Raw genomic sequence first — 13,405 nt, forward strand, 5'->3', positions numbered from 1 at the left:
TTTATATTTTTAAAGTGTATGTTTTATCTTGTATCCAACCAGACCATAGAAAATTAAATACCCATAGCATACGAGAGGTATAAAAAAGGATAGTTTAATACCTATATAATCTGCTACTACTCCTTGTAATAGAGGTATGAGTGCTCCTCCGACTATCATCATTACTAATAATGAAGATGCTTGACTTGTATATTTTCCTAAATCTTTTATCGCTAGTGTAAATATATTTGACCATAAGATTGAGTTAAATGCTCCAATCGCTATAGCGCTCCAAAAGGCTAGTTCTCCATTATATAAGATCATGATCAATAATAATACTATAATTATTCCTGCAAATAAGGTTAATACTTTTGAAGGTTTAGTGCCTCCTATCAGGAAAAACAAATAGTTACTAATTAAGAAAACTACAAATAACCAAATTTTAGAAAATGATAAAAATTGTAGTGAAAATATACCATCCTCAATCTTTATCGCAGTAATAAAATAAAGAACAAAAAAGAACAGAATCGACAATGAAGCCATGAGGAGATATTTTTTCGTTTGGCTGGTAATTTCACTCATAGATACCGATCCCAAAAACCTTCCAATCATTGCACCTCCCCAATAGTATGATAAAAATACTCCTGCCTCTGCTTCTTCCATTCCCATAACGGTTTCCAGACCAAAGAAATTTATCAGAAAACTCCCAATAGACACTTCACCACCTACATAAAAAAAGATAGCAAACATACCCAACACAACATGCCTGAATTTTAATACTCCAAGTCCTTTCTCAATTTTCTCGTTATTGATAAAAGATGGTAACCTAACAAATTTTATGATAATAGCTAATATAAAAAACAGGCTTCCGTATATTAGATATGGCATCTTTAAAGAATCTACTGTAATTTCACCATCAGAGAACACTTTATATAGCAGTATTGCACCTACAATTGGGGCCAATGTAGTGCCAAAAGAATTGAATCCTTGTGCCAGATTAAGTCTACTTGATGCAGTTTCTGGTTTTCCTAGTATGGCCGCATATGGGTTGGCAGTAATTTGCAAAATTGTTACCCCAGAAGCAAGAACAAACAAAGCTCCCAAAAATACAGGATATCGTTGATAAATAGCTGCAGGGTAAAAAAGGCAACAACCAATCCCACACAATATGAGTCCTATAATAATTCCATTTTTATATCCTATCTTAGAAATGGGATCCCCTATACTTACCGAAGTAATAAAATAAATAAGAGAAATGATAAAAAAGGCTCCAAAAAAAGCAAACTGTATTAATGCCGCCTGAAAATAACTAAGTTCGAAAACAGCTTTTAAATGAGGAATTAACACATCATTCATAACCGTAATAAAACCCCATAGAAAAAACAAAAAGATAATCGCAAAAAAGGGTTTATTGTAGTTGTTTTGCTTTTCTGACTTTGTAAGCAAAGAGTTGGTTATATCTGACATATTATTCTTAAGTTATTTTAATTATTTTTTAGAATAAAGGACTGAAGTATCCCATCATTATTTGCTATTAATACTTTTTTACTATTCTTATCATTAAGTATTTCAATTTTTTTAGCATTACTCAATATCTCTGTAGCAGATTCATTTCAAATAATTCATTGAATTGTAGAACAAAAATAATTTCTTTAAAAACCCTCCCTTTATATAGGAGGGTTGATTATTACTATCAAAAAAATCACACTATGAGAACTATAGTTTTATTCTTGTTTAGCCCACCATAAGGGAGTATGTACAGTATCATCTCCTCCCAAATGATTGATAGCTTGTTGATATCCATTTGGTACATTATTAGGGAAATCAGAAGGATATTTTAACCGCTGTCCATAAAACTTCACACTATTAGTCATGAAATTACCACTATTTAATGCTGGTAAATCTGGTAATAGATTTTCGACGGCTGGGTTTTCAAAGAATGGTAAACCTAATCTTCTATGATCACTCCATGCTTCTAGGGGTAACCATGGTGTTTGGGCAATATACTTTTGTGTAATAATTTTGGTTAATAGATCATTTTTTACAGTACCAGATTTGTAAATTGTGTTTTCTGGATAGTTAACACTAACTGATCCCGGGGTACTTGTATAGCCATCGATATAATTCATCGAGACAGTACTAGGCGGCTCTATTACATGTCCCCAACTTACAGAGGTTCCTACTCTATTATAATCCTGAGAACTCAAATATGAGCTTACATGTGAAGAAACATTTAAATGGGTAAAACTCTCACTAATCCCTTGTTCATAAGCTGCCTGACCACTCATTGGGACGTTCCACCCTCTTACAGCAGCTTCTGCAATTAAGAAATACGATTCCCATGAAGCAAAAAATATACGTTCGGCAGCACTATCTCTATACTTATTCGATAAACGTGGTAATGTACCCGCATATCGCAATCCATTTTTTGAACCTTTAGCTCCCCAGTCCCCAGTGGTTGGAGCATTCCAGGTAAATGCAGCATCTATTTCAACAACAACATTGTCTGTATCATCAAGTAAGTCTCTCTTAGTTGTAGTTGCGGCATTGGACCAAGAAGGATAAGTATTAAAATCTGGATCATCAAAATCTCCGGGGATTTTATACATCGCATATGCTCTTGGATCTATACTGCTGTGTAATCCATCAAACCAAAAACCCGCAGAAGGATCATTGGTCATTGTTGTAAAATGATCTTCAAATTTTAATCCGATATAATTTGCTGGTTTTATATTGGTATGTTTATCTACTGGTAATAAATCCTGAGATGTTATACCCCCTAAACCTATCATTAAATTATTAAGAGTTGGAGATAAATACTGGTTGTTCCATTGTCTAGTCATTACTCCTGTATAAGAATTCCACCCATCTACTTCCTGAACCTCAAAATTATCTGCTAAAGATGTTATATACACATCACTCACCGCATCCTCAAACTCCTGTTGTGCTTTAGAAGGATCTACTTCAGATAATCTCATAGCCAAACGCATTCTTAATGAATTAGCATATTTCTTCCATTTGGTATAATCATATCCATACGCAGGGTCAAGTTTTTCTAATCCACTTGGATTAATAATTGACACATCTAATTCTGCTGCGGCCTCTTTCAGCTCAGATAAAAGATAATAATACACATCTTTCACATTGTTATATTCTGGATTTTCTCCTTGGAAACCCTGAATAGGGATAGGTCCAAAATTGTCACTCATTTCGCTCATGACATACGCTCTCCAAATTCTTGCTACTTGCTTTAAATTAGCAGTATATTCTTTGTCTATTCCAGAATCGATATGAGCATCTGCTATTTTGATTCCAGAATTAATATCATTTAACCATTTAGAAACATATCTGTTATAATAGTCACTAGTCCATCCATCATTTTGAAAACCTTCAGATAATGTTCCAATTCTATCCATTCGTCCTGCATCTTTCCAATACAACACAAAAACTCGTTCTGCAATATGTGGGTCTTGTTGCGCTTCTCCAATAGAATTATTTATAAAATATTCTATCTGCACTTGATCTTCATTAGCTGCTATAGGGTCTACATTGATTTCTTCAAAATCAGAACATGAAAACATCAACAAGCTCAAAAGCAAAGCTGTTTTTTTTAATATTTTTTTCATCTGTTTAAATTTATTTTTTTCTAATTATCAGATGGAATTCACCATTGAACATTTCAGTTGGGTAGTATAACTTTATTGTTATGGTTCATTTCATAATTCCATTCAACTATATTAAATTTTTAAAAACTTACCGATACATTCAAAATTATACTACGTGTTGTTGGAGATGAAAGGCTTTCAAAACCTGTAGCATTAGTTGAGGTTGCATAAACTGATTCTGGATCAACACCATTTAAATGACTTTTAATCATCCAAACATTGTTAGCAGAAATTCCTAATGTCATCTTTTGAATTTCTATTTTTTCTAGCCATTTAGATGGAAGAGAATACCTTAAGTTTACATTTCTTAATCGAATATTCGTAGCATCATAAATATTAGCTTCACTTATCCCTAAATTACCAGATCTACCTGTAATTGCTGTCCAATAATTCTCAGGAGAAACAGCTACTGTATTTGTTGTAAAATTACCACTACCATCATCTACTACTCCATCAACCAAAATATCTTGTCTCTCTCCGTTTACTACCGTAACAGCTGCATTACCAGATTCTTGTAGTGCTAGATTTGTTCCCGAAAAGATTTCTCCTCCTAAACGAGCATCTATCAAGAACCCAAGGGAAATATTTTTATAAGTAAATGTGTTGGAAAACCCAATCATAGCATCTGGTTGTTGATTTCCCAAATTGAAACTCTCTTCAGTTGCTAAAGGCAGTCCATCTCCATCAACAATTATTTTGCCAAAATTTGCATCAGATGGGTCTTCTACTCTTCTATATTTGGTTCCCCATATTTCACCATAACCTCCTCCTTTAAATGCCAGGATCGATAAATTATCAAATCCTCCCAAACGATATTTTGTGACCTCATCTGTAAGTTCCTGTATCGTATTTTCATTGGTTGAGTAATTAAGATTTGCATCCCATGAAAACCCTTTCAGGTTATCAAGTATTTTTCCACTTATCCCTAATTCATATCCTTCATTTTGTATATCACCTGCATTAATTATTTCAGAATTAAAACCACTTAATGGATCTAGAGGAATCTCTATTAATTGATTAGTAGCATTGGATTTATACCACGCAAAATCAATAGCTAAGCGACTATTAAAAAATCGTCCTTCAAACCCAACTTCTAACGTTTTAATCAATTCATTTTTTACATCAGAATTAAATAAGACATCACCACTAGTGGCCGTTGTGTTATCATTGGGATCGCTCCCTATTGTATAAAAATTGTAGAGTTTATATGCATCTAGATCATTTCCTACTGAAGCATATGAAGCTCTAATTTTACTAAAATTTAACCACGCCGGCAATTCATTAAACATTTCTGTAAACACTAAAGAAGTACTGATAGATGGGTAGAAAAATGATCGATTCGCTTTGCTTAATGTAGAAGACCAATCATTACGTCCAGTTGCCTCTACAAAGAAATAACCTCCATAGTTTAGTTGCAATGAACCATATAGTGAGTTAATCTTTTTTTCACTAAAAATTTGTTCTATAGTTGCATTATTTATTCCATTATTTAATGAAAATAAATTTGGAACTTCTAGATCTCCAGAATTAGAACTTAATCCACTAACTCTATTGGACATTAAGTTTCCTCCTAAAGTCAATACACCACCAAACTCTCCGACAATATTATTCTTTGAAGCAGTAAGTAAAGCACTATAATTTTTTTCTATAAATGTATTTTTTCCTAAAGAATATCTCCCGGTATCAGAAAGGGGACTACCAGAATACAATTTAGACTCTGCGTTGGTAGTATACAAATCGGCACCTGCTTTAATCTCAGCACTTAACCAGTCGGTCATTTCATACTTTAATGAGCCATTTAATAAAAAACGATCTCTTGAATCTTCACTTAAATTCTTCTCTGTTGACCAATATGGGTTTACTGCGTTAGTATCCAAAAACCATCTCATATTATTTGATTGATCTGTATGCATTTCAAATTCTGCAATATTTAATGATCTTGGCAATAGAGCCACCGTACGATAGGGGTTACTGATATTTGTTCCATTTAACGGCCTGTTTTCTGCTTTTAAGTTGGTATATTGTACTTTAACATCTGTAGTCCATTTGTTTTCTTTACCAAATTTAGATACTGCTCTTGTTAATAAATTTAATCTTTCTAGAGTAGCTCCCGGGATATTACTATCATCATTTAAAAAATTTATCGAAGAATAAACTGATGTTGCATCAGTAACCTGCTGCTGAAATGAAATACTATACGTCTGATTAAATCCTCCGTTATAATAATGGTCTAAATTATCATAAGCTTTTAAGGTAACTTGTTTCCCTTCCCAATCCTCTACTGATTGTCCTTCTATTTTTGGTCCCCAACTTGAAACTGATTGGTTTTCAAAAACTCCGTTTGTTCCTTGTCCGTAAGAGTTTTGAAATTCTGGTTTTAAAAATATACTTTGAAATCCTGTGGTTGCAGAAAAGGTTATCCCTAGTCCTTGTTTTGATTTTCCCGTCTTCGTTGTAATTAGTATCACACCATTTCCTGCACGTGACCCGTACAGCGCAGCGGCAGCCCCTCCTTTTAACACAGAAATGCTTTCTATATCTTCTGGGTTTAAATCCCCTAAACCATTTCCTAAATCCTGTGAGGGATTGAAAAAATCATTTTCGGTAGCTCCTGTAAAATTATTCATTGGTATTCCATCAACTACAATTAATGGTTGATTGTCTCCTGTAAGAGAGCTATTTCCTCTTAATACAATTTTTGAAGAACCTGCTGGACCATTGCTTCCTCTTACAATTTGAAGTCCGGCTACTTTACCAGAAATTGAGTTTGCCAAATTATTCTCTCTTGCTTCTAACACATCAGCACCTTTTACTTCTTGCACAGAATACCCTAGAGATTTTCTCGCTCTTTTAATTCCCAAAGCTGTAACAACAACTTCGCCTAATTGCTCAGTATCTTCAATTAATGACACCTTAATTTCGGATTGTCCATTCATAGGGATTTCCTTTTCTACAAATCCTAGAGAAGAAAATATTAATATACCCGATGGATCCGAAACGACAACAGTATAGTTTCCATCAAAATCTGTTGATGTACCATTAGATGTTCCTTTTTCAATCACATTCACCCCAACTAGTGGTACCCCGTCTTCACCCGTTACAATACCAGAAACGGTTTTTTTACTTTGTGCTAATGTTACATTACTTGACAAACACAACACAATTGTTAAAAAAATCAGTAATTTATCAATCATACTATCTTCTTTTAGTTAATTTATTTCTATATCGACAGTACAAATGTTACTCTAATGTTAATTTTTTATATAAATTTTTCGATCAATGACAACTCAAAAAGGTTAGATAACATCGAATTGATTCATAAAATTTTGTAGATATTGACAAATCAATCGTTTTCAAATCATACCATTTTTATATTATAGTTTCTCATGCAGTCATTTCTATATTTAATATGGTCATTATCCAATGATATAAAAACCAAATTGAATTAATACTTTTCATGTTTTGTATCAAATAGTAAGCTAGTTTATCTTTACTATGAAGTGATTTAAGCTTTTTTCAATTCGCTATAAAAATACTTTTTTCACCCAATTTTTGCGTTTTCCTTACTCTGTAGCGCTGCTATGAAGTGCAAAAACACTTTAATTGATCAAAAACAATTATTTCTCGCCAGAATCAAAAAAGTCTTAAATCACTTCTATTTCAAAACAAACTGTAATCTTCCTTTATTAATTAATTCCTGATGTGAGATAAAATAATCCTGATATTCTTTATCATTTACCAATATGGCATTAATAAAAGCTTCTTTTTCAGGGGTAGTAGAGGTGATTACGATCTTATCATTTTTATAATATTCCTTATCTAAATGAATCGTAATTTTTTCAAATTTTGGAGTACAAAACGTATATATGGGTTGGGCTGGTGAAACCGGGTATATCCCCATCATCGAAAATATAGCCCAGGCAGACATGGTGCCTGTATCATCATTTCCTGGCAACCCATCCGGAGTATTTTTATAATACGTTTCTAAGAGTTCATCGACTGTTTTTTGTGTTCTCCATTCTTCTCCTTTTATGTAATTAAACAAGAAGGGATATGCTATATCTGGCTCATTAGCCATGTCATATTGTTTATTGTCAAAAACTTTCTGCAATTGTTCTAAAAATGGTTGATCGCCTCCCATAAGTTTTTTTAATCCAGAGATATCGTGTGGAACCATAAAAGTATATTGCCATGCATTTCCTTCTATAAACCCAGGGTTTTTTACAAAATTAGCTCCGGTATCAGGGTTATATGGAGATAGCCAACTTCCATCATCATTTTTAGGTCGTAATAAATTAAATTCTTTATCAAAAAGATTTCTGTATGTTAATGACCGCTTTGAAAAACGTAAATGATCTTCTTCTTTTCCCAGTTCTTTAGCTAATTGCGCTATGGCAAAATCTGTAATATTATATTCTTGTGTGGTAGATACCGATCCACTATTAGTTGTTTTTGTGGTGAGATATCCTTTTTCGATATAGTCTTTGATACCGGGACGCAGTGGGTTATCATCCAATTGATCTGCACTGTTAAGCATAGCTTTATATGCTTTTTCAACATCAAAATCCTTAATTCCCCTGAGATAAGTATCTGCAATAATAATTCCTGCAGGATCTCCAACCATAGTTGTTGTTTCTGTTGCATTTAATTCCCACTTAGGTAGCCATCCTGTTTCATCATAAATCTGCAACATACTCTTGATCATATCTGATTGTTGTTTTGGATATACCAAACTCATCAATTGATGTAAATTCCTATAAGTATCCCAAAGTGAAAAAACAGTATAACGGGTTCCTTTTGTTTTTAAAGTCTCTCTGGTTTTCATTTTAGGGTATTCTCCATTTATATCATTCAAGGTATTTGGATGTATAAGCGTATGATATAAGGCAGTATAGAATTTTACTTTATCCTCTTTTTTTCCTCCTTCTACTTCAATTTTTGATAAGTATTGATTCCAGTTTTCCCTGGTTTCTTGTCTAATTTGATCAAAAGTTTTATCTAAAGTTTCTTTTTCCAGATTTTCTCTGGCATTCTCAATACTTACATACGAGATTCCTACTTTCATTTCTACTTGTGTAGGGGTTTCAAAATGATACTTCATATATCCTCCAATACTATCTCCTACTACCTCTTTTGTGTATCCTTTCTTTATTCTTTCTTTTCCATTATACCCCATCCACTGTGCTTCAACTCCTTTGTATTTCTTTGGCTTTTTCCACACTCCAAATTCGTCTGCTGGTCTTGAAAATCGAGCTACAAAATACACTGGGTATGCTTCTTCTGGTTTATAGTAGCAAAATGACCCTACAGAACGTATTCCTTCTATTTCTGTTGAAGATACTATTTTGATCATTCCTCCTTGCTCATTGGTAAGCCCTAATCCCAAATTGAGCATTATATTAGATTCTCCTTTTGGAAAAGTATATTTACTTACCCCTGTTCTGGTCGTAGCGGTTGTCTCTACTTTAATAGTATACTTATCCAGCATATTAGAATAATAGCCTACTTCTGCAATTTCATTAGAATACGTACTACCATATAAAGAATGATCAGTTTCAATTGCTCCTGTGGTCGGCATTGCGAGAATCACACCCAATTCAGGACATCCTACTCCGCTAAGATTTACATGACTAAAACCTGTTAAATACTTATTTTCGTGAACATAAGGTGTAGAAAACCAACGGCTATCTTTTTCTAAAGGAAGATTTTGTTGTCCTGCCACATTAAAAGGGGATATACTTGCCATTCCTCGTACTGCAATTGGCCCTGGATTAGTTGTTCCAAAGTTTGAGGTTCCGATAAACGGGTTTACATACTTTGTCACATCAATTGATAGTTTTTCAGCACTATTATTTTCTTTTGTCTCTTCTACTTTAGTTTTCTTTTGACAAGAGAAAAACAATAGAGCAGTTATTATCCATAGTTTCAAAAAATATATCTTTTTAAAAATAATACTATTCATCTTCTCTTATTTTTATGTAATACCTGAAGGTCTATTTTAAATTAATCTATTCCTTACTTAAAGAATAGGGAACTTCTTCATTTGAGTTGGCCCAGTCTTTATTTGGAGTATTTGTCATTTTGAAATCTAAACGACCCCCTTGCTGAATTGCTACATAATCCAAATAACTATTATGATATGTTTCTCCGTTTAACGAAGCTGATTGGATATAAACATTCTCCTGATTATTTTCTAGAGCATTAATTACAAATTCATTTCCATTTTCTAATGTAATTGTAGCTTTCTTAAACAATGGACTTCCTATTACATATTGGTTCACTCCCGGAGTAACCGGATAAAACCCTAAAGCACTAAAAACATACCAGGCAGAAGTTTGACCATTATCCTCATCTCCACAATACCCATCTGGTGTTGCAGAATACAGTTTAGTTAATACTTCTCGTATTTTTTCCTGAGTTTTATACGCAGCATTAGCATAATTGTAGAGGTAAATCATATGTTGGATAGGTTGATTTCCATGGGCATAGTTTCCCATATTTACAATTTGCATTTCTCTAATTTCATGGATTGTAAACCCATAATAGGAAGCATCGAATTCGGGCGGCATATTAAACACATGATCCAATTGTTTTTCAAATTCAGGTTTCCCTCCCATTAATTGAATCAGACCTTCTATGTCATGAAAAACAGACCATGTATAATGCAAGCTATTGCCTTCGGTAAAGGCATCTCCCCATTTCAAAGGGTTAAAAGGGGATTGAAAACTACCATCTTCGTTCTTACCTCTCATTAATTTAGTAGTAGGATCGAACAAATTTTTATAGTTTTTAGATCGCTCATAGAATGTTTTCGCGATCTCTTTTTTTCCTAGTTTTTCTGCCATTTTAGCAATGGTAAAATCTGCATATGCATATTCTAAGGTTCTTGCTGCATTTTCGTTGATATTAACATCATATGGGACATATCCCAATTTATTATAATAATCAATACCTTCTCTTCCTACAGAGCGGATTTCCTTGCCATTAGATAAGGGACGTCCTTCTGATGTTGTCGCATTTTTGAGGATCGCTTCGAATAAGGTTTCTACATCGATATTAGGGATTTCTTTTAAAAACGCGTCTGCTATTATTGGTGTTGAATTAGAGCCAATCATACAATCTCTATGTCCAGGGCTAGCCCATTCGGGAAGCCATCCCGATTCTTTATACGTATTGGCTAACCCTTCCATTATATGACTATTCAATTCTGGGTACATCATATTGAAGAATGGAAATACTGCTCTGAAAGTATCCCAAAATCCATTATCTGTAAACATATAACCTGGTAGCACTTTCCCATTATATGGACTATAATGTACTACCTCATTCTTTTCATTGAATTCATAGAACTTCCTTGGAAAAAGTAATACTCTATATAAACAGGAATAAAAAGTTTTGATATGATCTAAATTATCATCTTCTATCCGAATTTTACTTAACTCTTTTTCCCAGGCCTTTTTGGCCTTTATTTGAGTCTGTTTGAATGTATCGTTTCCTATTTCCCGGTTTAAATTTAATTGTGCTTGTTCTGGACTAATAAAGGATGATGCTATTTTTACATGTACCGTTTCTCCTTTTTTAGTTTCAAAACCTATTATAGCCCCCACATGCTCCCCTTCATTTTCTTTTGAATTTTCTATCAATTTCCAATCATCTCCCCAGGTATGATTTATTTCAAAATCTTTATCAAATTCGGCCACAAAATAATTGTGAAAATTATCTGGAACGCCTCCACTATTATTTCTACAATACCCAATTATCTTACGTTCTTCTGGAATAATTTTTACCATAGAGCCTTTAAAAAAAGCATCCAGCATAATATAGGATTGTTTAGCTTCGGGGAAAGTGAATTTAAAATGTGCTGCTCGCTCTGTAGGTGTAACTTCGGTTACCACATCATAATCTGCTAAATACACCTTGTAATGATATGGTTTTACGGCTTCTGCTTTATGAGAGAACCAGGAGGCTCTTTCATCTTCTTTATACTTGAGATCTCCTGTTATGGCCATTACTGAAAATGCTGCATAATCATTGATCCATGGGCTTGGTTGATGCGTTTGTTTTATTCCTCTTATTTTGTTCTCATCATATTTATAAGTCCATCCATCTCCCATTTTTGAAGTCATGGGTGTCCAGAAATTCATTGCCCAGGGAGTAGCGATTGCAGGGTAAGTATTACCATTAGATAAGTCAAAAGCTGAGTCGGTTCCCATTAATGGGTTCACATAATCTACCAAACTCTGTGCTAGAACGGTTTCTTTACTTTCTGTCTTTTCTACATTTTGTTCTTTACAGGATAGTATTGATATCACTATCAGACAACTCCATATTCGTCTAGCTTTCATCTTTTATTTCTTTTATATATTAATCTGCTATATCATCTACTGTTAATTTAACTCTACAGCATTTCCATGTCCTCTATACAGTTTTAATTCTCCTTCTAATTCTATCTCCAGAACGGTTACATAGGTATCTAAGTTTTCTTTTTTAGGGACTTCTATTCTTACAATTCCCGGAATATTGTTCCAGGACGCTCCTCCGTTTCGAACAAAAGCTAATTCTTGATCTTTTCCGACTACTTTAATTGATTTTATTTTATTCTGAATTCCTTTTAAAGAGATATAATTTTTAGGCTCATCAAACAGGCATAAATACAATTTTGTAGTATCCTTACTTAGTAGTGTAGGGCCATAAAAGTGACCATATGGCAATCCTGCTTTAGTGCCAAAAACAACTTTTTTATGAGTATTAATCCAATTTCCTAGTACTTCTAATCGTTCTTCTTGTTCTTTAGGAATTGTTCCGTCTGGTTTCATTCCAATATTAAGTAGTAAGTTTCCTCCTGAAGCTATTACCTCAACAAAGGTTCTTATAATCTGGGAGAAAGGCTTATAGTTCGTATCCGAAGGAAAATACCCCCAATTATCATTCATGGTCATACAAAATTCCCATGGGCCTTTTGGCCTCACTACAGGAATCCCTTGTTCGGGAGTACTATAATCTCCATGTGTTTTTAAGCGAGAATTTACAATAGTTTTAGGGTTCCAGGATAGTAATGAATCTTTTAAAGATTGTGCTCTCCATTCTTCACTCGATTTTTCCCAATCTCCATCAAACCAATATAAATCTGGTTGATATCGATTACTTAGCTCTTTTAATTGCCCTTTATAGAATCTAACAAAACGTTCCCATCTTGTTAGGTTCTCCAATCCTTTTTGAGGGTAGTCTTTGTTAGTATCTGGCCTGGGAAATACAACATCATAATCTGGATGCGACCAATCACATAAAGAATAGTATAATCCAACTTTTAATCCTTCATTTCTAAGTGCTTCTACATAAGGAGCTATTAAATCTCTATTTGCGGGTGTTTTTTCTTTAACATTTAGAGTACTGTATTGGGTATCCCACAGAGAAACTCCATCATGGTGTTTCGTAGTCATTACAGAATATCTTGCTCCTATTTTTTTAAACAGTTTAGCCCATTTTACCGGATCATAATGCTTTGCTGTAAATCCATTGCCCTGCTTCATATACTCTTCATATGAGATTTTTTTGTGATATAATGACCAGGATTCCGCTATTCCATTCACGCCATAATATCCCCAGTGAATGAATACCCCTAGTTTGGCATCTTCAAACCAGGATAATCGTTCTTTTTCTGTTGGCTTTTCGTTTTGTGCAACTATCAGATTTCCGATACTCAACAAAACAAGCATGCAAATCGTTCTTATACATTTCATCTGATTCATTTTAAACCTCTA

General features: G+C 33.7%; 6 protein-coding genes. All 6 read right to left on the reverse strand.

All coding sequences use genetic code 11. The features are described from left to right. Positions 1-9: 9 nt before the first annotated feature. A complete protein-coding gene (locus tag NNH57_RS13020) occupies positions 10-1,446 on the reverse strand; it encodes a sugar MFS transporter (RefSeq protein ID WP_108809055.1) in 1,437 nt (478 codons plus the stop codon). Between the two features lie 257 nt (positions 1,447-1,703). Further along, positions 1,704-3,605 (reverse strand): SusD/RagB family nutrient-binding outer membrane lipoprotein, encoded by a 1,902-nt coding sequence (locus NNH57_RS13025; RefSeq protein ID WP_108809054.1) that lies wholly within the window; start codon positions 3,603-3,605, stop codon positions 1,704-1,706. Positions 3,606-3,724: 119 nt separating this feature from the next. Beyond that, a complete protein-coding gene (locus NNH57_RS13030; protein ID WP_074407345.1) occupies positions 3,725-6,838 on the reverse strand; it encodes a SusC/RagA family TonB-linked outer membrane protein in 3,114 nt (1,037 codons plus the stop codon). A 461-nt stretch (positions 6,839-7,299) separates the two neighbouring features. Next, on the reverse strand, positions 7,300-9,606 hold the full coding sequence (locus NNH57_RS13035) for a GH92 family glycosyl hydrolase (RefSeq protein ID WP_082994821.1): 2,307 nt from the start codon (positions 9,604-9,606) through the stop codon (positions 7,300-7,302). Between the two features lie 46 nt (positions 9,607-9,652). Next, complete coding sequence (locus NNH57_RS13040) at positions 9,653-11,989, reverse strand: GH92 family glycosyl hydrolase (protein WP_108809053.1); 2,337 nt, start codon at positions 11,987-11,989, stop codon at positions 9,653-9,655. 42 nt (positions 11,990-12,031) lie between these two features. Continuing rightward, positions 12,032-13,384, reverse strand: coding sequence for an alpha-L-fucosidase (locus NNH57_RS13045; RefSeq protein WP_108809120.1), 1,353 nt, complete (start codon positions 13,382-13,384; stop codon positions 12,032-12,034). Between the last annotated feature and the right edge of the window lie 21 nt (positions 13,385-13,405).

It is taken from the genome of Aquimarina spinulae (assembly GCF_943373825.1).
Classification (GTDB): Bacteria; Bacteroidota; Bacteroidia; order Flavobacteriales; family Flavobacteriaceae; genus Aquimarina; species Aquimarina spinulae.

What these genes read in the sequence shown, in the direction of transcription:
- NNH57_RS13045 (WP_108809120.1), bottom strand. Translation starts at nt 13,384, where the DNA reads ATGAAATGTATAAGAACGATTTGCATGCTTGTTTTGTTGAGTATCGGA.
- NNH57_RS13035 (WP_082994821.1), bottom strand. Translation starts at nt 9,606, where the DNA reads ATGAATAGTATTATTTTTAAAAAGATATATTTTTTGAAACTATGGATA.
- NNH57_RS13040 (WP_108809053.1), bottom strand. Translation starts at nt 11,989, where the DNA reads ATGAAAGCTAGACGAATATGGAGTTGTCTGATAGTGATATCAATACTA.
- NNH57_RS13025 (WP_108809054.1), bottom strand. Translation starts at nt 3,605, where the DNA reads ATGAAAAAAATATTAAAAAAAACAGCTTTGCTTTTGAGCTTGTTGATG.
- NNH57_RS13030 (WP_074407345.1), bottom strand. Translation starts at nt 6,838, where the DNA reads ATGATTGATAAATTACTGATTTTTTTAACAATTGTGTTGTGTTTGTCA.
- NNH57_RS13020 (WP_108809055.1), bottom strand. Translation starts at nt 1,446, where the DNA reads ATGTCAGATATAACCAACTCTTTGCTTACAAAGTCAGAAAAGCAAAAC.